This window comes from Sulfitobacter brevis (assembly GCF_900112755.1).
Taxonomy (GTDB): Bacteria; Pseudomonadota; Alphaproteobacteria; order Rhodobacterales; family Rhodobacteraceae; genus Sulfitobacter; species Sulfitobacter brevis.
The window spans coordinates 280,125-300,514 of sequence record NZ_FOMW01000003.1; the positions used below are offsets into that span (position 1 = coordinate 280,125).

Genomic DNA, 20,390 nt, shown 5'->3' on the forward strand with positions numbered 1-20,390 from the left:
CTGATCCTTGAAACAAGTATCGTGAAGGGAACGGGCATGGACCGCCTTACAGAAATGGAAGCATTCGCCACAGTGGTGGATCAAGGGGGGTTTACCGACGCCGCCAAAAAAATGGGCATCTCCAAATCGGCAGTGTCAAAGCACGTGTCGTCACTGGAAGCGCGCCTTGGGGCACGGTTGTTGAACCGCACCACCCGCCGCGTCAGCCCGACGGAAATCGGCCTTGCCTATTATGACCGCGCCCGCCGTGTGTTGAACGACGCAGGCGAAGCCGACGCTTTGGTGACCTCGATGCAATCCGCGCCTTCGGGCCTGTTGCGCATCTCTGTCGCGACGGACTTTGGCGTTAATCATTTGTCGCCAGCACTGTCGGAATTCCTCAATGACTTCCCTGACATCACCGTGAACATGGTGCTCAACAACCGCTATGTTGAGCTGATTTCGGAAGGCTATGATATGGCGGTTCGGATCGGGGAGCTGGAAGACAGCACCCTGCGGGCCCGCAAGTTGACCGAAACCACCAAACGGATGATCGCCAGCCCGAAGTATTTCGAGCAATATGGCCGCCCCGAAAAGATCGACGATCTGAACGATCACAAGCTGCTGCATTATTCCAACCAGTCCTCGGGCAACGTCTGGAAGCTGACTGCCCCTTCGGGTGAGAAACGTCAGGTGCGCACCGCGGGCTGGCTCTCGGTCAACGACGGACAAAGCTTGCTGAACGCTGCGATCTCGGGCCTCGGCATCGCCTATCTGCCGAGCTTTCTCTACGCTGATGCGCTGGAGAAGGGTTTGGTCGAGGACGCGATCCCCGATCTGCCTGTTGAAACCCAAGGCATCTATGCCGTCTATCCTCCGGGCCGGTTTACCCAGCCCAAGGTCCGCGCTTTCATCGACTTTCTGGTCCACGCCTTTGCGGAAAAAGGCCCGAACGTCTGGTAATCCACACCACCTCCCCTCGGTGACCTCCGCCCTCCGGTGCTTTCAAAAGCATTCGGGGGGCTTTTTTGCTTTCTGGACGTGCCATCGCGCGCGCGCCCCGCCTGCAACGGGTTTGACGTCAGGGGAGAAGCCTGTATTCCGGTACGACGATAGCAACAGCGCGCCACTCTCTGCCGGACGGGACAGCTTTTCATGGAAGATATCTGGGCCGGATTATCGGCCGCATTCCAGCTGATCGGCACCGGCGATCCCGATCTGATCGAGATTACGCTGCGCTCGATCCAAGTCAGCTTTTCGGCATTAGTGATTGCCTGCCTGATTGCACTGCCTTTGGGCACGTGGCTTGCGGTGCGCCGTTTCAGGTTTCGCCGTGCCACGATTGCCGTGCTGAATGCGATGATGGGGCTGCCACCGGTGGTGGTCGGGCTGATCGTCTATTTGCTGTTGTCACGCTCCGGCCCGTTTGGGGTTTTGGGGCTGTTGTTCACGCCTACGGCGATGATCATCGCGCAGGTCATTATCATCACGCCCCTCATTGCCTCGATCACCCATCAGGCGATGCGCGAACTTTGGGCCGAGTATCATGATCTGCTGATCTCGCTAAACACCAGCAAGGGCCAGCGCATTGCTACGCTAATCCGCGACGGGCGGCGCAACCTGCTGACAGCGGCACTGGCCGGATTTGGTCGCGCCATCGGTGAAGTCGGCGCGATTATGATCGTCGGTGGCAATATCGACCACGCCACCCGCGTGCTGACCACGGCGATTGCACTGGAAACCGGCAAAGGAGACTTTGCGCTCGCCCTCGGGCTTGGGTTTGTGCTGATCAGTTTGGCGCTGTTGGTCAATCTTGCAATCCATACCCTGTCGCGCACAGAAAGAGATGGCAGATGGTAAGCCAAGTGAAGATCCCGACGCTCACCGATGCTGTGGTGCGCAAGCGCGGCAAAACCATTATCGGGCCGGTTGATCTGGCGTTGCCAAGAGACGGTTTTACGATTCTGCTGGGGCCGAACGGGTCTGGCAAGACAACGCTGCTGCGGCTCTTGCACGGGGTTGAGCGGCTGTCGGCGGGGCAGTTGACTTGGGCCACATCCGAAGCCCTCGCCCGTGCCCGTCAGGCTTATGTCTTTCAAAGCCCGACAATCCTGCGCCGCACCGTGGCGCAAAACCTCGCTTACCCGCTGCAACTTGTAAAAACGCCAAAAGCCGAGATTGCCGCACAGGTCGCCGACTGGGCAGCACGGATCGGGCTGGATGGCGCACTGGAGCGCTACGCCCCGCGACTGTCGGGCGGCGAGAAGCAAAAGCTGGCACTGGCCCGTGCGTTGATCCGCAAACCCGAAGTGTTATTCCTCGACGAGCCTTCCGCCAATCTGGATGGTCGTGCGACCCGCGAGATCGAAGCGCTTTTGATCGCCACGCACCAGCAAGGGACGCGGATCGTTATGGCGACCCACGACCTTGGGCAGGCGCGACGGTTGGCCAGTGATGTGTTGTTTATGTTGCGGGGCCGTATCCATGAGCGTGGGCAGGCGCCCGAGATTTTCAATGCGCCCGAAACGCCGCAACTGCGGGCCTTTCTGGACGGCGATATCGTCGAATAAGCGCGGCCTACTCGTCGGAGAGCACCACAACCTCGACCCGCCGGTTGGCCTCGCGGCCTGCGGCGTTCAGGTTGGACGCAACAGGCGCAAGATAGCCCATGCCCTCCGCCTCCATCCGCGCACCAGCAAGGTCATAGGTCTCGATCATGCGCTGGCGCACCAATTGGGCGCGCCTGCGCGATAACGCGATATTATTCTCCAGCGATCCGACCGTATCGGTATGCCCCACCAAGGCGATCCGCATCGTCGGGCGTTCTTTTAACAAGGCAGCCAGACGCTCCAACGAAGCGAACGGCCCCGTGCCAAGATCGGAGGTGCCGGTGTCAAAATCCAGATCGGCCAAGATCACGTGGCCGTCTTTCAGCAGCGTCCCGACCAAATCATCCTGCGCCACGCTCTGTGTTGTTGTCGGCACGTCCGCATCGGGCGAAACCGCAACCGAACCCGCCGCCAAACGCCCCGCCTGAATTATCTGCACATAGGCCGAGTTGGCCGAGGTGCTGGCAAACAGGGTCACCACCTCTTGGGGCACATCACCCGTGCGGCGCAAGGCGGTGACGAAGTGATACTCGCGGATGTTCACATACATATTCGGACCCGGCAGGGTCTCGGTCGCAAAGCGGAAATCGAAGCCGCCGCACTGTTTGGACGCACAGTCCAGCACGATCTCGAATCCCGCCTCAACAAGCTGCGCGCGCAGGGGCCGGATGACTTGAAGCGGTGTCAGCCCCGGCGATTGTAGGCGCCAAGCAGCGCGGTGCACATCGCCGTCAATCTCAACGCGTGCCACCTGCCCTTCGGCAAACACCCCGACCGGCGCGGCATAACGGTCGGGCGCGGTATTACGCTCGACCGTCTGGCGTGCGTTGGCGGGCAGCGAAAGCTCCAGCGCGGCCGCAGGGCCAGCACAGCACAATAGCAGAGCCAGCGCCCGTAGCATCACCGCGCCTGCGCGTGATATTCGACGTTGGGGCGCATGTCGCTGCCGCTGGCGACGCGATTGGTCATGTTAAAAAATGCCGCAACCGAGGCGATATCCCAGATGTCGCGGTCGCTAAAACCCGCGTCACGCAGCGCTTGCCGGTCAGCCTCTTCAACGCTGGCGCTTTGCTGGGTCAACTTGACCGCAAAGTCCAGCATGGCGCGTTGTTTGGCATCAATCTTGGCAACGCGGTAATTCATTACCAAAGCTTCACCCAAGGCCGGATCACCGCTGAGGTCGCGCACCGCAGCACCGTGGGCCACAAGGCAATAATAGCATTTGTTCACCGCAGACACCGCGACCGCGATCATTTCGCGCTCAAGCTTCGACAGAGACGAATCGCCGAGCATCAGATCGTTGTACATCGCGGTGAAGGTATTCAGCTTTTCGACATCAAAGGCATAGGCGCGCAGCACATTCGGCACGATGCCGAGCTTGTCCATGCAGACGTCGAAATATTTTTGCGTTGCTTCGGGCAGCGGATCAACCATCGGCAGGTTCAAAGCGGTGGGCATATCAGTGGCCATTCGGGCCTCCTTCAATCAGGGGATTGACGGTAATGATAGCCCCCCACTTCGGCAAAGCCCATAGACTGATAGAGCGCGTTTGCGCCGGTATTGGCCCTGACACAAAGCACCGAAATTTTGGCGGCACCCTGCGCCTGCCCCCAAAAAGCGGCGCGGCGCATCATCCATTCAGCTACGCCCTGACGGCGCTGGTGCGGCAGCACGACCACGCCGTGCACCATGCAGATATCAGCGTGCACCGCCGCAAAGGCAGCGCCAGCCGGTTTTTCATTCCAGCGCGACAGGATACCGGTTTTGCATTCAGTCCGCGCCATCACCGCGCGCCGCTCGGGGCCGATGCCATCGGTGGCCCAGATTTCATCCATGATCGCCAGCGGTTCCCAGATGTCAAAGGCGGTGACGCGCGGGATCGGCACATCGGTGAGCTGCGCGATCGGCAGGGTATAGACCACGGTCGGGTCCTTGACCGTATAGCCGCGCCGCTCAAGCGCCGCGTCCAGTTCGGGGGTATCACCCCGCATCATGAAAAGCGGGCGTTGGCCTGCCTGCTGCATCGCAGTCTCGGCGGCAGTAATCTCGGCGTCACTTGGCGCACCGCTTGCCGTGGCCGCCGATACCCGCTGCCCGCCGCCCTTGCCATCGCGCAGGGTAAAGGGGCCGTGATCCCAGCGCCGTGCTGCGGGCCATGTCTGCTCCGAAGCTTCAAAATATCGCGCCATCGTTCCGGTCATTCGAAAGTCGCTTTCAGCTTGGCCAAGGCGGCGTCAATCTGGGCCTCGTTATTGCCGCGGATCACGATATGCGCACCATAGCGCCCGTCTTTCTGGAACGGGTAGGAGCCCATCGACAGCATCGCATATTCCTCGGCCAGCGCCCCCAAGGGTCCGGCGATATCACCCTCACCGCGCTCGATCCGCAAGGTCTTGCTGATCAGCGCCTTGCCCCCTGTCAGGCTCGGCAGGACACTTTCGACCATGGCTTGAAACACCGACGGCACGCCCGCCATGACATGCACGTTTTCCACCTTGAACCCCGGCGCGGCTGAGACCGGATTCTCGATCAATGTGGCACCTTGCGGAATACGCGCCATGCGCAGGCGGGCGGTGTTCAGCTCGGTCTTGGATCTCTCGTAATGCTCGGCGAGAATCGCACGGGCGTCGTCGCGCACGTCAATCGTGCGGTCGAAGGCGGCGGCGATGCAGTCGGCGGTGATATCATCATGGGTCGGGCCGATGCCGCCGCTGGTAAAAACGTACTTATAGGCTCGCGACAGCGCCTGCACTGCGCCGATGATCGCGCCATGCTGGTCGGAGACCACCCGCACCTCCATGAGGTCCACCCCGACCTCGCCCAAGCGGCCTGCAAGGTAGTGCATATTGGAATCGCGCGTGCGCCCCGACAGGATTTCATCGCCGATGACCAGCATCGCGGCAGTGGGGTTTGGCATGGGCTATGTCCTTGAGAGTGGCTCTGCTCCGGTATAGGCCGTGGCCCATGCGCTTTCAAACCGAACTTGTCCCCGCACGCCTTATCCGCCGCTATAAACGGTTTCTGGCCGACTGTACGCTGGAAGCGAGCGGCGAGGCAGTGACCGCGCATTGCGCCAATCCGGGATCGATGGCAGGACTGGCCGAAGTCGGTAGCCGCATCTGGCTGGAGCCCAACGACGATCCGAAAAAAAAGCTGAAGTTTGGCTGGCGGTTGGTGGATCACGAGAACGGCCATTACACCGGCGTTGATACCTCGGCAGCTAACCGGATCGTGCGCGAAGCGCTGGAGGCGGGCCTGATCGCGCCACTCGCCCAGTATGGCACCTGTCGCGCCGAGGTGAAGTACGGTGAAAATTCGCGGGTCGATTTTCTGCTCTCAGAAACGGGGCAGCCCGATGCCTATGTCGAGGTGAAATCGGTCACCCTGTCGCGGCAGGCCAGTCTGGCGGAATTTCCTGATTCTGTCACGGCACGGGGTGCCAAACATCTTGGGGAGTTGACCCGCATGGTGGCACAAGGCCACCGCGCGGTTTTGCTCTATCTCGTGCAGCGCACCGATTGTGCGCAAGTCACGGTGGCCGCCGATATCGACCCTGCCTATGCCCGCGCGTTAAGCGAAGCCCGTGCCGCAGGGGTGGAGATCCTTGCTATGTCAACGCAAATCGGCCCGAAGGGGATCACTTGCGCCGCGCCGCTTGAGGTTTTGCAGGGCTGAGTTTTAGGCCTTGGTTTGATCGCAGATAGCGGTGCAAATGCGCGAAACTGCCTTCAAAGGCCCCTCCGGCGGTATCGCAGGCAGGGTTTGCATGCTAAAGGCGCGGGGAAAACCGGGTGAAAACATTGGTTTTAGGGTCCGCACACCTTAGATTATGCGGCAAGCTGGCGAAACAGACGGGGCGATTTGTTGAAAAAGAATTTACACGGTCGGGTGACCAAAGACGGAATCCGCATCTATGAGACCGGCGATTTTGCCGGCATGCACGCCGCTGGCCGGTTGGCAGCCCAAATCCTTGACGATATCGGCACGCATGTTTTTGTCGGGCAAACCACGCAGGAGCTTGACCGGCGGATCGAGCAGCAGGTGAACGATGCTGGCGCGAAATCCGCGACGATCGGCTACAAGGGCTACCAGCATGCCAGCTGTATCTCGGTGAACCATGTAGTGTGTCACGGCATTCCCGGTGAGAAAAAGCTCAAAGACGGGGATATTTTGAATATCGACGTGACCGTCATTGTGGATGGCTGGTTTGGCGATACCTCGCGGATGTATGTCGCGGGTAAGCTGCCGCGCAAGGCCGAACGGCTGATCGACGTGACCCACGACGCGTTGATGCGCGGGATTGCCGCGGTAAAACCGGGCAATACCTTCGGCGATATCGGCCATGCCATCCAGACCTTCGTCGAAGGGCACCGCATGAGCGTTGTGACCGATTTTTGCGGTCACGGGTTGGGGCAGGTTTTTCACGCGCCACCGAATGTGCTGCATTATGGCCGCCCGGGCACCGGAGCCGTGCTTGAACCGGGAATGTTTTTCACCATCGAGCCGATGGTCAATCTGGGCCGCGCCGAGACGAAAACCCTTGCGGACGACTGGACGGCTGTGACCCGCGACAAGAGCCTTTCTGCGCAATTCGAGCATTCGGTCGGTGTAACCGAGAACGGGGTCGAAATTTTCACGCTGTCGCCCGGGGATGTCTTTCACACAACGGCGGGTGCGGCGGAGTAATCTTTAGCGCTTGGCGCGGGTGTTCTGCGCCAATTTTACGCAGATCTTAGGATGTTAATCCGGTACCGGGGGAGTTCCTCCTCCGGCGCCACCCGGATTTTTCTAATCAAAAAGAGAAGGCATTTTTTGATTGAAGGTTTAGGTAAGGACGATTGCCCTAATTGAGGAATCGTGGTTCTGTTTTCTCCGGAGCAGGAGAGAATTATGAACTGGACGGATGTTTTTGCCTCGCGCATGGAGCGCATGAAGGCGAGCGAAATTCGCGAATTGCTGAAATTGCTGGACCAGCCGGATATTATCTCTTTTGCGGGGGGCATTCCCGATCCGGCGCTGTTTCCGGCGGAGGCATTTCAGGCGGCCTTGGCGGATGCGTTGTCACCGGCGAACCAAGGCACTGCACTGCAATATTCGGTCTCCGAAGGGTATGGGCCGCTGCGCGATTGGCTCGCGACGCATATGCAGGGTCTGGGCGTTGCCTGTAGCCGCGACAACATTCTAATCACGTCCGGATCACAGCAGGCGCTTGATTATCTTGGCAAGCTTTTGCTGTCTCCTGCCGATACGGCCTTGGTCAGTTGGCCGACCTATTTGGGGGCTTTGGGCGCGTTTAATGCCTATGAGCCACAGTACGACCGGCTGGGCGCGGGCGGAAACCGCAGTGCGGCGGACTATGCGGAAACGGCGCAGGCCAAGGGCGGCAGGGTAAAATTTGCCTATGCCTCGGTTGATTTTGCGAACCCGACCGGAGAGACGCTTGATCTGGCGGCACGCAGCAGCATTCTCGACCTCGCGGAAGATCTGGACATTGCCGTGATCGAGGATGCCGCCTATCAGGCGCTGCGCTATGATGGCGATCCGGTCCCGTCGATGCTGTCGCTGGAGATTGAGCGTAAGGGGTCGATTGAAGATTGCCGTACGTTATATTGCGGCAGTTTTTCCAAGACCTTGGCGCCGGGCTTGCGGGTCGGATGGGTCTGCGGCGCGTCGCAGGTTATCTCGCAACTTGTGTTGATGAAACAGGCCGCTGACCTGCATTCGCCAACCCTGAACCAGATGGCAATTGCCACGGTCGCTGCGGCACATTTTGAAAGCCATACAGCGATGCTGCGGCGGGTCTATGCGGGCAGGCGTGATGCCATGCTGGCCGCATTGGCGACCCATATGCCTGAGGGTGTGACATGGAATAAGCCGGAAGGCGGGATGTTCGTCTGGCTCACCTTGCCCAAGCATTTGGACGCCGCCGACTTGCTGCGCCTGTCGCTGGAAACCCAGCGCGTCGCCTTTGTGCCGGGGCGGGCGTTTTTTGCGGATGGCAGCGGAGCCAATTCACTGCGGTTAAGCTTTTCGCTCGCGGGCGATGCACAGATTGATGAGGGGATGCGCAGGCTGGGCGTGGCCATTCGCGCGGCGGTCTGACTGGCGCTATCCGGTGTATCGCAAAACGGTGATGTGGGTGTCGCCGTAGCTGCGCTTATCGATCCGTTCGAACCCTTTTGGCGCGTTCATCAAGGCGTTTTCCTCCCAGATGATCGTAGCTTGCGGGGCGAGCCAGTCGCCCGCCTGCGCCTTGGCCAAAGCCTGCTGGCCGAGTTTTTCACCGTAGGGCGGATCGAGAAACACCAAAGTGAAAGGCTCGGCGATCCAAGGGCCGAGCGCCGTGGCATCGTTGCGCATCAGCACCGCATCGTCTTTTGTGTCGAGCTTGGCGAGGTTTTCGGTGATCAGCTTTTGCGCGACGCGGCCATTTTCAACAAATACGGCAGACTTCGCGCCGCGTGAAAGCGCCTCCAGCCCTAAAGCGCCAGTTCCGGCAAAAAGGTCAAGAACCCGCGCGCCTTGGATCACCTTTAGATGGGTCAGCATCGAAAACAGGCTTTCGCGCACCCTGTCGGAGGTGGGGCGTAAATGCGCGGCGGTATCACCTGCACCGACATCGGCCAGCTTTGTGCCGCGAAACTTTCCGGCGATAATTCTCACAGTTTTAACAGCGCTTTAAGATCGGTTATGGGGTCTTCGATCAGGGCCGGAGCGGGGGATTTACCGCTTTCGATCAGGCGTTTTCCGACCATAAAGGCGCGCGGATCATTCATCGCATCCACGGCCAGTAATTCTGGCCCCCGATAGTACCAGAAGGAGACGCTGTCGACGTCCGTATGGCGGGTGTAGACCCTGTCATATCCAGTATTCAGCCCGGCGATCTGTAGTTTCACATCGTATTGATCGGACCAGAACCACGGTTTTGCGTGATACGCCTTACCTGCCCCCATGATGTTTTCAGCGACGAGTTCGGCCTGATCGATGGCGTTAGGGACACTTTCCAGCCGGATGCGACCATCGCGATAAGGGAAGGAGGTGCAATCGCCCGCCGCCCAGATAAAAGGGTCGGATGTACGCCCATGTGCATCAACGCGAATGCCGTTTTCGAGCGTCAGCCCCGCCGCTTCGGCAAGGGCGGTATCAGGCGCAATGCCGACCCCCGCGATCACGAAATCCGCGTCGAGCACAGTACCATCCGTCAGGCGTGCACCGCTGACAGCGCCGTCGCCCAGCAAGCGGTCCAGCCCGACACCCTCGCGGATATCGACGCCATGATCGCTGTGCAATTTGCGAAAGAAATCACTGGTTTCGGGGGCGGCGACGCGCTGCAAGATACGATCAGCCATTTCCACCAAGGTGACTTGCAGGCCGAGCTTGGCGGCCACGGCTGCAGCCTCCAAACCGATATAGCCGCCGCCGACGATCACCAGCTTTGCACCTTTGGTGAAACGCGGCGACATCGCATCGACATCTGCCAGATTGCGCACCACATAAACGCCTGCCAGATCGCCGCCGATGCTGGGCGGCAACCGGCGGGGTACCGAGCCTGTGGTCAGCACCAGTTCATCGTAGTGCAGCTCTGTCGCGCCGACTGTCACCACCCGATCGACAGGGTTGATGCCACTGACAGGGCGGCCCATGAGCAGGTCGATATTGTGTTCGGCATAAAAGGATTCGGGGCGCAGAAACAGCCGCTCCAGCGCCATATCGCCCATCAGATAGGCCTTGGAGAGCGGCGGGCGTTGATAGGGGGGTACCGGCTCCGCGCCGACAAGTGTGATCCGCCCGTCAAACCCGCCATTGCGCAGCTTGGCCACGCAAGACGACCCTGCCTGCCCTGCTCCGATCACAACTACATGACGCATTGTCGCCCTCCACTATCTGGTCGTACCTTTGCGCAGAACCTATATGGTTGGGGCGTCAGGACGCAATCACATGAAAGGTCTAACAGATGACAATCTCCCAAGGGGCCACCCTGCCCGATGCGACACTGGTTGAATTCGGCGCCGAGGGGCCGACACCCGTACAGATGTCCGCCAAACTCAAAGGCCGCAAGGTTGTGGTTTTCGCGGTGCCGGGGGCCTTTACGCCAACGTGCCATTCGGCCCATGTGCCCAGCTTTGTACGCACCAAAGACCAGTTCGATGCCAAGGGCGTGGATGAGGTGATCTGCGTGTCCTGCAACGATCCGTTTGTGATGAAGGCATGGGGCGAGGCGACAGGCGCAACCGAGGCGGGCATCACTATGCTGGCCGATGCCTCGTCGGAATTCACCAAGGCGATTGGCATGGAATTTGACGCCGCGGGTGCGGGATTGATGTCACGCTCCAAGCGCTACGCGATGCTGGTGGATGACGGCAAAGTCACCCTGTGGCAGCCCGAAGAAGGCACCGGTGTTTGTGAGACTTCCGGCGGCGAAGCGCTGCTCGCCAATATGTAAAAGTGAAAGGGCAGGCAGCCATATGAGCCGCCTGCCTCTGCAATTTTACGCGCGGTCTTAGTCTTCTTTGGCGTGATAGATCGTGCGTGTCGGGAAGGGGATATTGATCTCGCCGTCGTCGAACGCCTCTTTCACGCGGCGGGTCATATCGGCCTTGAAGGCAAAATAATCGCCGGCCGAGCACCAAACCCGTACGAGAAAATCCACCGAGCTATCGCCCAAGTTTGTTACCTGAATGAAGGGTGCCGGTTCGCTGTGCGAGCGTTCGTCGGCCATAATTGTTGCGCGAATGATCTCCTCGGCCTGTTTGAGGTTTGCCCCGTAGCCCACGCCAAATGTCCACTCCGCCCGCCGTGTCGGATTGACCGAATAATTGGTAATCACATTGCCCCAGACTTCGGAGTTCGGAACAATCACCTGCACGTTGCTAAGATCGGCCAGTTCTGTAAAGTTCAGGTTGATTTGCTTGACCGTGCCCATTTTCCCAGCAATTTCAACGAAATCACCAATCTTGATCGGGCGGAAAAAGATCAGCATCACGCCTGCAGCGACGTTGGACAGGGTGCCCTGCAAGGCCAGCCCGATGGCCAGACCCGCCGCACCGATAACCGCCACAACCGAGGTCGTGCGCACGCCAAAGGTATTGAGCACAAACAGGATCGTGAAGCCGATAATCACATAGCGCACGATCGAGGCCAGAAATTCGAACAGCATCTCATCAAGATGCTTGTGGCGCTTGCCCAGATTTTGAATGCGGTTCTGCAGCCAGCTTGAGATGACCCAGCCGATGAGCAGAATGACGATAGCACCAACAACAGATCCGAACGCGCTGGCCAGAAATTCGAGGGTGAGCAAATCGGCAAGAGTTTTGTCCTGCCAAAGCTCGGTTTGCATCAGATCTTCCATATATACTTCGTTTAATCCTTCTTCGGCTGAAACAACCCGTCCATCTTGCGTGCCAGTTTTGCGTCTAACGTGCTGAGCCCGTCTACATCATGCGTGATCAAGGTTACCGTCACCTTATTATAGACATTGCTCCACTCGGGGTGATGGTCCCACTTTTCCGCCCAGATGGCCACACGGGTCATCCACCCGAAGGCATCGGCAAAATCCGCAAACTTGAAGGTCTTGTGAATGGCATCGCGGTTCTTGTCCATCTCCCAGCCGGAGTTGAACAATGGCTGCAACACCGTCTTGCGGGTTTCTGTGCTTAATCTTTCGGTCATTCCTGTTCCTCTATCTGAGCCCGTTTGAACGGCCCGTATTCTGTCAGCACTTCGATCTCATGGTCTACCGCAGCACTTTCGGCGTTGAGGTATTCGGCAACAGCGCGGCTAAACCCCTCATCCCGCAGCCAGTGCAAGGACCACGTTGGTGTGGGCAGATAGCCCCGCGCGAGTTTGTGTTCGCCCTGTGCGCCAGCCTCGACGGTGGCCAGTCCCTGGTCGATTGCGATGTCGATGGCCTGATAGTAGCACAGTTCGAAATGCAAAAAGGGGTGGTGTTCGGAGCAGCCCCAGTAGCGGCCATAAAGAGTATCCGCGCCGATAAAATTCAGCGCGCCCGCCACCCAATTCCCGTCCCGCTCGGCCAGCACCAGTACAATATCGTCGCGCAATGTATCTTGGGCGATGTTAAAAAATTCCCGCGTCAAATAGGGAGAGCCCCATTTGCGCATGCCGGTATCTTGGTAAAACCGCCAAAATGCGTCCCAGTGTTCCGGCAAAAGCTGGTCGCCGGTAAGACGGTGGATGGTGCCGCCAAAGCCTTGGGCCTGCGCCCTCTCTTTGCGGATATTCTTGCGTTTTCGCGAGCTGAGGTCGCCCAGAAATCCGTCAAAATCGTTGTAGTTTTCATTGCGCCAGTGGAACTGCTGGTTTTTGCGGATCATCAACCCCAAATCACGGCCGATCTGCGCCTCGGCTTCGGTACAGAATGTCACATGTAGCGAGGATAACGCGTTATTCTCGGTCAGTTGCAGGGCGCCCTGCACCAAAGCGGCCAAGCCAGTTTCATGAAACTCGGGGCGGGTCAGAAACCGGCGGCCCGTGGCGGGGGTATGGGGCACCGCGATTTGCAGCTTTGGATAATACCTGCCGCCCGCCTGCTCATAGGCATGCGCCCAGTTATGATCGAAAATATACTCGCCCTGACTGTGCGATTTGGCATACATCGGGGCAACCGCGATCAACTGTCCACCCGCGTAAGCGGCGAGGTATTGCGGCTGCCAACCGGTGCCGCGCCCGACGCTACCGCTCTGCTCCAGCGCGGAAAGAAACCGATACGTTGTGAAAGGGTCGTCTGGGCGCCCGCCATCGGCAGCTTCAGGGCAGGCGCAGGCATCCCATTCGGCCTGACCAATGTCGGACAGCGTCGGAATGATCCGGATTTCGATTTCCTGCGCGCTCATCTCATGCCCTGCCTTGCAACCCTATCTGGCCCTTGGGCCGTGAGGTTCAAGCGCTATAGCCTTCGAATGTGATGTTATCGGCCACCTGCCGGGCTTCGGCCTCAACTGCGGCGCTGCGTACGGTCCAGCAGCAGATCATCACGCCCTGCGCCTTGAGCGCGGCCACCCGGTCACGCGACAGGTCGTTAACTTCATGGCTGATGAATGCCGCCTCGACGCGCTCGAAATCAGGGATTTCGCGCAGCCTGTCGCAGGTTTCTTTCGGCAGGGGCCATTCCTCATAGCGATAGGCACTGGTGACCAGCCCGCGCGGCACCTGTGGCAATAACTGCGCCATAAGAGCGACAGAATGGGGATTGAAGGACATCACCGCCACATGGCCCTTGTAGTTCGCCAATGCCTGCGCGGTTGCTTCCTCAAGCGGGCCTACGTCCGGCCCCATGCCGCCATCCTGATCCTTGATCTCGATCAGCAGCGGCACCTGCCCGTCTACCAGCGCGAGGACTTCGTCCAGGCTCGGAATGCCTTCGGCGGCACCGGTAAGCAAAATGCCCGACAAGTCCTTGGCACGGCGCAAGCGCACCGGCCCCTTAGCCGAAGTCAGTCGATCGAGCGCATAGTCGTGAAACACCATCGCCACGCCATCAGCGCTAAGCTGGACATCGATCTCGATGCCATAGCCCGCCGCAATGGCCGCACGAATGGCCGCGCGGCTATTTTCCGGGCGGCCATCGGTGACGTCATGCAAAGCGCGATGCGCCAGCGGCACATCATAAAATGCTTTAGCCAGGGTCATTTGATTTCAAAGATGCCTTCGATTTCGACCGCGACGCCAAGCGGTAGAGACGCTGCAGAAACGGCAGAGCGTGCATGCCGGCCCGCATCCCCGAGCGCTTCGACAAGAAAATCGGAGGCTCCGTTGATCACTTTGGGCTGATCGGTAAAATCGGCCGTTGAGTTCACAAACCCGGTAAGCTTGACCACCCGTACCAGCCGGTCGATGTCGCCATCACAAGCGGCCTTCAACTGCGCCAAAAGGCTTAGCGCACAGGCTTTTGCAGCGGCGGCCCCTGCGGCGACATCCATCGTGTCCCCCAGCCTGCCGGTGATCAGACCGTCAGGCCCGTTCGAGACTTGGCCGGACACATAGACCAGATTGCCCGACACCACGAAGGGTACATAGTTGGCCGCAGGCGCAGGTGCGTCCGGCAGTGTAATTCCCAGATTATTAAGACGTTCTGCGATGCTCATGCGAATATTCCTCGGGCTTGGTTGATTTGGCCGGACGCTATCTAGGTTGCGCGCAAACGAAAAGGGCAGCTTTTAATTTTCCCTGAAAGCCCGGGCGAAGTAATCGGCCATCGGCTTGACCAGATAGGCCATCGGGGTGCGATCGCCAGTGCGGATAAACGCCTCAACCGGCATGCCCGGCAGCAGGATTGTTCCTTCGGGTAGTTTCTCCAACTCGCCGGGATTGAGCGTGATCTCGGCGCGGAAATAGGATTGGGCGGTGGCCTGATCTTCGATCGAGTCTGCGGAGATCTGCATCACCCGACCCACCAGTTCGGGCGTGGTGCGCTGGTCAAGCGCCGAGAACCGCAAGTTGACCGGTTGGCCGACGATGATCTGGTCGACGTTGGTCGGCATCACCCGCGCCGCAATTACCAAGGGCCGGTCTTGCGGCACCAGATACATCAGCGGTTCGGCCGCCCGCACCACCGAACGTGGCGTCTGGATTTGCAGGCCATAGATGATCCCCGAAACCGGTGCACGTACATCCAGCCGGTCAATTTCCGAACGGATCGCGCGGCGTTGTTCAGCCAGTTCCAGCTCGCGATAGCGTAGGTCACGCAGGCTGGTGATGGCCTCCTCGCGCCCCGATGTCCCGAGCTTGAGAATTTCGATGTCGATCTCGGTGCCGCGTTCCTCGGCCTGTGCCTTGGAGGCTTTGAGTTCGCCAATCTGCCCGAGGAGCCTGGCTTGCTCACGTTGGAGATTCAACACGCCCGACGCCTGCGCCAGCCCGCGATCCAGCAAGGATTGCTGGTTGCCCAGTTCCTCTTCGATCAACTCAAGCTGGCGGCTCAGCGCGACCTCCTGTGCCGCGACCCCTTCGATCTGGGCACCGATCTGGGCGCGGCGTTTGCCCAATTGTTCGACTTCGCGGTCGGTGGATTCGTTGCGCGCGGTAAAGAGATTGACCTGCCCGTCCATCAACTCTTGCAGGTTCGGGTTGGCCTGCCCCGCCGCGATCAGCTCAGCATCAAATGTCACGCTCTCGGTTTCATCGCGCTCGGCCTCCAGCCGCCCGCGCCGCGCCATAAGCTCAAACAACTGCCCTTCGATGATCGCCAGTTGCGACAGCTGTTGCTGCGGGTCCAAGCTGATCAGAATATCACCAGCGGCGACCGTATCGCCTTCATCAACAGAAATTTTGGCAACCACGCCGCCGTTTTCATGCTGCACAACCTGTCGGTTTCGCTCGACCTCTACGCGCCCGCTGGCCACCACTGCGCCTGCGATCTGCGTTGTCATGGCCCAAGTGCCAAAGCCGCCAAAAAGCAGCGCGAGCCCGAAGAAACCGAAAATTAAGCCCCCCGTGGCCGACCATTTATTTTTGCTGCTCTGAGTCATGTAACGCCTCCCGCGCTGACGGGTGACGCCTGAATTTGCTTGGCATTTTGAACCATTTCGGCCAGCACCTCGTCCTTAGGGCCAAAGGCTTTGCGGATGCCGCCCTCAAGCACCAACAGGGTATCGCATTCCTGTATCGCCGCAGGGCGGTGCGCCATAATCAACACAGACCGGCCCCGCGCCTTCATCTGCCGGATTGCAAAGTTCACAGCCTGCGAGCCGGTATTATCAAGGTTCGAGTTCGGCTCGTCCAAGACAACAATCACCGGGTCATCATAAAGTGCGCGAGCAAGGCCAATGCGCTGCATCTCCCCGCCAGAAAGCCGCACCTGACTTGCGCGGATCGGTGTGTCATACCCCATTGGCAACTCGAGGATCATCTCATGCGCCGCGGCCATTTTGGCGGCAGCGACCACTTTGGCATCATCAGGGGTGTCAGAAAGCCGTGCGATGTTCTCGGCAATCGTGCCATCAAAAAGCTGAATTCGCTGAGGCAGATAACCGATGTGGCGACCCAGCGTTTCGGGCCCGTATTGATCCAGCGCAGCGCCATCCAGCCGGATATAGCCACCCGCAGGGGGCCAAACCCCCGTGAGCGCGCGCGCCAGCGTCGACTTGCCAGCCCCAGACGGCCCAATCACCCCCACTGCCTGCCCTGGTTTGACCTCAAAGCTGATGGATTTCAAAGCCGCCTGCCGCTCTCCCGGTGGGACAACGGTCAAGCCTTTTGCGACCAGCTTGGCCTCGGGTTGCGGCAGTACTGTGCGCGTCGGCTCCGGTGCGACCGCGCCCAAGAGCACAGCAAGATTGCTCCACCCCGACATGCCGCGCTGCACAAGGGGCCATTGGTTCAACGCCAGTTCAATCGGCGCAAGAGCCCGCCCCAACAGGACCGAACCCGCAATCATTGCACCGGCTGTCATCTGGTTTTGCAAGACAAGCCAAGCGCCTAACCCCAGCATGGCGGACTGCAAAAACAGCCGCAGCGTTTTGGTCATCGAGCTGAAGGTACTACCCACGTCGGTGGCGGCAACCTGTTGCGTCAACGCCTCACTGCGGGCACGCTGCCATCGGTTGAAGGCAGCGTCGCGCATGCCCATGGCCTGAACCACCTCGGCTTCGGTCCTGATCTGGTCCGAAATCGCGGTCGCGGCCTGCCCAGCCATCCCCGCCTTGGCCTGACTGCCGCGCGACAGGAGCTGGTTGGCACCGGCTATCACAATCAGGACAAAGGCCCCCGAAAGCGCCAACCAGCCCAGAAACGGGTGAAACAAGAAAATCGCGGCGAAGAAAATCGGCGACCACGGCAGATCAAAGCCTGCCATCAATACCGGAGAGGTGATGAGCCGCTGTACTGCTTCCAGATCGGCCAACCCGCCGCTTGTTTTCACGTCAGGGGCGACGGCAGATTTGCGCACCATGGCATCAAAAACACGGCGGTCCAGATCATCCTGAAACCGCGCACCGACCCGCGCCATGATCCGCGTGCGGGTGAATTCCAAAATGCCCATCATCGCAAACAGGAAAACCACAAGCATCGAGAGGGCAATCAAGGTCTCTTCCGAGCCCGACCCCAGAACCCGGTCATAGACCTGCAACATATACATCGGACCAGTCAGCATCAGCAGGTTTGCAAACAGGCTGAACAGCGCTACAGCCCAATACAACATCCGAGAGCGCCGCCGCGCCGCGCGCAATTCCTCACGACCGCGGCTGATTATGTCATCCCGCATGGGACCCCTTTCATATGTCTGCGGCAGCAGTTCTGCAGCGCGAACCAGATAATTCTGACGAAGCGCGAGCTTCGCAGAGAACGTTTTCCCAACAAAGCACTAAGAACTTCAAGAAATTAACCCCGAAAGCGAGATTTCTCAACATTGATGCTGCATTTTTCGCTTAGCGGTCACCGGCACCAGGCGAAGGTGTGGCGCTACCGCCGGAACTGTTGCCAAAGATATCGCGCAGGACCTGATCGATGATTGTGCCGCCGCTATTGCCGGAAGCGGCGGGGGCCCTGCCTGTCGGCTGCGGTTGCGGTTGAGGCTCCGACACTATTGTCGAAGGTGCGGGCTGCGACATCGGCAAATCGGTGAGCGGTAAGCCCGCGTGCACACGGCTCATGGTTTCACGCCAGATTTCGGTTGGCAGGCCGCCCCCGGTCACTCCGGTGAGCGGCGTGTTGTCATCGTAACCCATCCAGACGCCAGTGACATAGTCGGCAGAAAATCCAACAAACCAAGCATCTTTGTTGGCAGAGGTGGTGCCGGTCTTGCCTGCCAGTTGACGCCCTTCAAACTGAGCCCGCTGTCCGGTACCTTCGGAGATCACCTTTTCCATCATATACACAAGCTGCCGCGCGGCATCTTCTTGAATGACGCGCTCACCAATGCCGCCGCCGGTGCCCATCAACGCCTCATTATCGCCCATCAGCCGCAGATCAATCAAACCGTACGGCATGACCGAAGAACCACCGTTCAGAATGCCCGCATAGGCGCCTGTCATTTCCAGCAGCGTGCTTTCGGACGCGCCGAGAGCTAATGCCGGTCCTGCCGCGAGATCGCTTTTGATCCCGAACTGGGTCGCAACCTTGCTCACAATCTCGCGTCCGACGCTTTCGGATATTTTTACCGCAGGAATGTTCAAGGAATCCTTAAGCGCATTGGTGAGCGACACCGTGCCTTTAAAGTTCTTGGTGTAGTTTTTGGGGCACCACTGCCCCGAGCCGGGGATATTCAGGCAGTAGGGGCTGTCATCGATGGTGTCGTTAGGCGAATAGCCCAGATCGAGCGCTGCCGCATAGACGAAGGGCTTGAACGCCGAACCGGTCTGGCGCATCGCTTGCGTAGCACGGTTGAACGCGCCCGCGACCTTGGTTTTTCGCCCGCCAACCATGGCGCGCACAGCCCCGTCGGCTGACATCACCACAATCGCCGCCTGAGCTTTCGACGTATCTTTGACCTTGTTGTCGAACACCCATTTCAGCCCGTCTTCGGCGGCACGCTGGATGCGCTGATCAAGGGTGGTTTTAATAATCACGTCTTCGGTAGTATTGCGGGTAAAGAACTCCGGCCCCGACGACATCACCCAATCCGCGAAATAGCCACCGGCCTCGGCCTCCGCCGCTTCGGAAAGCACGGCAGGGTTGGCTTGGGCTTCGGCCGCTTCGGCTTTGCTGAGGAAACCTTGATCTTCCATCAGGCGGATCACGGTCGCAGCGCGGTCCTGCGAACGGTCTAGGTTGTTGGTAGGGGACAAAGTCGTAGGCGCGGTCAACAGACCGGCTAGCATCGCGCCTTCGGCGGCACTTACGGTTGCTGCTGATTTGCCAAAGAACCGCTGTGCAGCAGCTTCTGCCCCAAAGGCACCGCCGCCCATATAGGCGCGGTTGAGATAGATCGAGAGAATGTCGTTCTTGCTGTACTTGGCTTCCATCGCCATCGAGAATAGCGCCTCTTTCGCCTTACGGCTGAGCGAGGAGCGCCGGCAGCTCGACTCGTATTCTTTCTCGGTCTGGCCGGCCGACGGGTCAAAAGGCTCGCCGAGGCAGAGCAGTTTCGCAACCTGCTGTGTAATGGTGGAACCGCCGTGACCCTGCAACGGTCCGCGCCCTTCGGACAGGTTAATCCGCACCGCAGAAGCGATACCCCGCGGGCTGACGCCGAAGTGTTTGTAAAAGCGCTTGTCCTCGGTTGCGATAACCGCGTTTTTCAGATGCGGCGACACGCTTTCAGCCGAGATTACCCCGCCAAATTGATCCCCTCGCCACGCGAACACATCGCCCTCACGGTCCAGCATGGTGACCGAGCCGCGCGCGCGGCCGTCCAACAGCGCCTCAAGCGGCGGCAGCGTGGTGTAGATATATCCGACCGCCAAAGCCAGGACCAAGGCCACGACAGCAGTGATGCGCCAAGTGATGGTCCAGATCAGACGCAGGATCCACCGCGCGATGGCACTGAAAAAGCCCAGAATCCCACCGCGACGTGGCGGCTTCTGCCGCGCCCTGCGGCGCTTAGCCGGCGCCGCTTTACTCGGCGCCTTTGCCTTCGGCTTCGCCGAGGTGCGCTTGTCCGCCACTAAAGGGCGTTTCCGTTTTGATGAATCGCTCATGAGATTGCCTGCCCGGCTTGATTTTGACAGCACCTTATCCGCACCGCCGCAGATTGTTTAGCGCTGCTATGCACAATTGCCATCAAATGTTTGCCTATAATCTGTGCGGAAATCCGTATCCGCACAATTATTGGGCGAATGGTGCCGGGTATCCTTGCAAAAATAGCCCTCCGGCCTTTCACGCCAAGGGCAAATCCCGGTTTTCTGC

Annotated in this window: 21 protein-coding genes; 7 read left to right on the forward strand and 14 right to left on the reverse strand. The window is 59.4% G+C overall.

The genetic code is table 11. The features are described 5' to 3' along the window. Nucleotides 1-36 precede the first annotated feature (36 nt). From BM174_RS05700 to BM174_RS05710, 3 genes are all read left to right on the forward strand, one after another. A complete protein-coding gene (locus tag BM174_RS05700; protein ID WP_093922875.1) occupies nucleotides 37-942 on the forward strand; it encodes a LysR family transcriptional regulator in 906 nt (301 codons plus the stop codon). Nucleotides 943-1,134: 192 nt separating this feature from the next. Beyond that, on the forward strand, nucleotides 1,135-1,839 hold the full coding sequence (locus BM174_RS05705; protein WP_093922876.1) for an ABC transporter permease: 705 nt from the start codon (nucleotides 1,135-1,137) through the stop codon (nucleotides 1,837-1,839). After that, nucleotides 1,833-2,549, forward strand: coding sequence for an energy-coupling factor ABC transporter ATP-binding protein (locus BM174_RS05710; RefSeq protein ID WP_093922877.1), 717 nt, complete (start codon nucleotides 1,833-1,835; stop codon nucleotides 2,547-2,549). The genes BM174_RS05705 and BM174_RS05710 overlap by 7 nt, the downstream gene beginning before the upstream one ends. A 7-nt stretch (nucleotides 2,550-2,556) precedes the next feature. Here the strand turns inward: BM174_RS05710 and BM174_RS05715 are convergent, their stop codons facing one another. The 4 genes from BM174_RS05715 to BM174_RS05730 are packed head-to-tail and all read right to left on the reverse strand — an operon-like array spanning nucleotide 2,557 to nucleotide 5,505. Next, nucleotides 2,557-3,489: an OmpA family protein gene (locus BM174_RS05715; protein ID WP_093922878.1), complete on the reverse strand. Its 933-nt coding sequence runs from the start codon at nucleotides 3,487-3,489 to the stop codon at nucleotides 2,557-2,559. Next, nucleotides 3,489-4,058: a peroxidase-related enzyme gene (locus BM174_RS05720; RefSeq protein ID WP_093922879.1), complete on the reverse strand. Its 570-nt coding sequence runs from the start codon at nucleotides 4,056-4,058 to the stop codon at nucleotides 3,489-3,491. Before BM174_RS05720 ends, BM174_RS05715 begins: the two co-directional genes overlap by 1 nt. Before the next feature lie 11 nt (nucleotides 4,059-4,069). After that, entirely contained in the window at nucleotides 4,070-4,777 is a 708-nt protein-coding gene (locus BM174_RS05725; protein WP_342742050.1) for a GNAT family N-acetyltransferase, read from the reverse strand. 8 nt (nucleotides 4,778-4,785) lie between these two features. Then, nucleotides 4,786-5,505, reverse strand: coding sequence for a competence/damage-inducible protein A (locus BM174_RS05730; protein WP_093922881.1), 720 nt, complete (start codon nucleotides 5,503-5,505; stop codon nucleotides 4,786-4,788). A gap of 47 nt (nucleotides 5,506-5,552) precedes the next feature. On the opposite strand from BM174_RS05730, the gene sfsA reads away from it, so the two are divergent. The 3 genes from sfsA (at nucleotide 5,553) to BM174_RS05745 (ending at nucleotide 8,690) form a co-directional block, all read left to right on the forward strand. After that, nucleotides 5,553-6,263, forward strand: a complete 711-nt coding sequence (gene sfsA, locus BM174_RS05735) for a DNA/RNA nuclease SfsA (protein WP_093922882.1) — start codon at nucleotides 5,553-5,555, stop codon at nucleotides 6,261-6,263. Between the two features lie 189 nt (nucleotides 6,264-6,452). After that, entirely contained in the window at nucleotides 6,453-7,274 is an 822-nt protein-coding gene (gene map / locus BM174_RS05740; RefSeq protein ID WP_093922944.1) for a type I methionyl aminopeptidase, read from the forward strand. Nucleotides 7,275-7,478: 204 nt separating this feature from the next. After that, complete coding sequence (locus BM174_RS05745; protein ID WP_093922883.1) at nucleotides 7,479-8,690, forward strand: aminotransferase-like domain-containing protein; 1,212 nt, start codon at nucleotides 7,479-7,481, stop codon at nucleotides 8,688-8,690. Between the two features lie 6 nt (nucleotides 8,691-8,696). Here the strand turns inward: BM174_RS05745 and rsmD are convergent, their stop codons facing one another. Then, nucleotides 8,697-9,251 (reverse strand): 16S rRNA (guanine(966)-N(2))-methyltransferase RsmD, encoded by a 555-nt coding sequence (rsmD, locus tag BM174_RS05750; protein ID WP_093922884.1) that lies wholly within the window; start codon nucleotides 9,249-9,251, stop codon nucleotides 8,697-8,699. Next, complete coding sequence (locus BM174_RS05755; RefSeq protein ID WP_093922885.1) at nucleotides 9,248-10,456, reverse strand: NAD(P)/FAD-dependent oxidoreductase; 1,209 nt, start codon at nucleotides 10,454-10,456, stop codon at nucleotides 9,248-9,250. Before BM174_RS05755 ends, rsmD begins: the two co-directional genes overlap by 4 nt. Before the next feature lie 86 nt (nucleotides 10,457-10,542). On the opposite strand from BM174_RS05755, the gene BM174_RS05760 reads away from it, so the two are divergent. Next, nucleotides 10,543-11,031 (forward strand): peroxiredoxin, encoded by a 489-nt coding sequence (locus tag BM174_RS05760; protein ID WP_093922886.1) that lies wholly within the window; start codon nucleotides 10,543-10,545, stop codon nucleotides 11,029-11,031. 57 nt (nucleotides 11,032-11,088) lie between these two features. On the opposite strand, the gene BM174_RS05765 is transcribed toward BM174_RS05760, so the two are convergent. From BM174_RS05765 to BM174_RS05800, 8 genes are all read right to left on the reverse strand, one after another. Next, nucleotides 11,089-11,937, reverse strand: coding sequence for a mechanosensitive ion channel family protein (locus tag BM174_RS05765; protein WP_093922887.1), 849 nt, complete (start codon nucleotides 11,935-11,937; stop codon nucleotides 11,089-11,091). 11 nt (nucleotides 11,938-11,948) lie between these two features. Then, nucleotides 11,949-12,257 (reverse strand): 4a-hydroxytetrahydrobiopterin dehydratase, encoded by a 309-nt coding sequence (locus BM174_RS05770; RefSeq protein WP_093922888.1) that lies wholly within the window; start codon nucleotides 12,255-12,257, stop codon nucleotides 11,949-11,951. Further along, complete coding sequence (locus BM174_RS05775) at nucleotides 12,254-13,441, reverse strand: GNAT family N-acetyltransferase (protein ID WP_093922889.1); 1,188 nt, start codon at nucleotides 13,439-13,441, stop codon at nucleotides 12,254-12,256. Before BM174_RS05775 ends, BM174_RS05770 begins: the two co-directional genes overlap by 4 nt. A 46-nt stretch (nucleotides 13,442-13,487) precedes the next feature. After that, nucleotides 13,488-14,237, reverse strand: a complete 750-nt coding sequence (locus BM174_RS05780) for a glycerophosphodiester phosphodiesterase family protein (RefSeq protein WP_093922890.1) — start codon at nucleotides 14,235-14,237, stop codon at nucleotides 13,488-13,490. Further along, nucleotides 14,234-14,692, reverse strand: a complete 459-nt coding sequence (locus tag BM174_RS05785) for a RidA family protein (RefSeq protein ID WP_093922891.1) — start codon at nucleotides 14,690-14,692, stop codon at nucleotides 14,234-14,236. The genes BM174_RS05780 and BM174_RS05785 overlap by 4 nt, the downstream gene beginning before the upstream one ends. Nucleotides 14,693-14,764: 72 nt before the next feature. Further along, the gene (locus BM174_RS05790; RefSeq protein ID WP_093922892.1) at nucleotides 14,765-16,075 is read right to left on the reverse strand and encodes an HlyD family type I secretion periplasmic adaptor subunit; all 1,311 of its coding nucleotides are present in this window, start codon (nucleotides 16,073-16,075) and stop codon (nucleotides 14,765-14,767) included. Continuing rightward, the gene (locus BM174_RS05795; protein WP_093922893.1) at nucleotides 16,072-17,808 is read right to left on the reverse strand and encodes a type I secretion system permease/ATPase; all 1,737 of its coding nucleotides are present in this window, start codon (nucleotides 17,806-17,808) and stop codon (nucleotides 16,072-16,074) included. Before BM174_RS05795 ends, BM174_RS05790 begins: the two co-directional genes overlap by 4 nt. Nucleotides 17,809-17,971: 163 nt before the next feature. Further along, nucleotides 17,972-20,182 carry a transglycosylase domain-containing protein gene (locus BM174_RS05800; RefSeq protein ID WP_093922894.1) on the reverse strand — a complete coding sequence of 737 codons (2,211 nt, stop codon included), beginning with the start codon at nucleotides 20,180-20,182 and terminating at the stop codon, nucleotides 17,972-17,974. Nucleotides 20,183-20,390 lie beyond the last annotated feature (208 nt).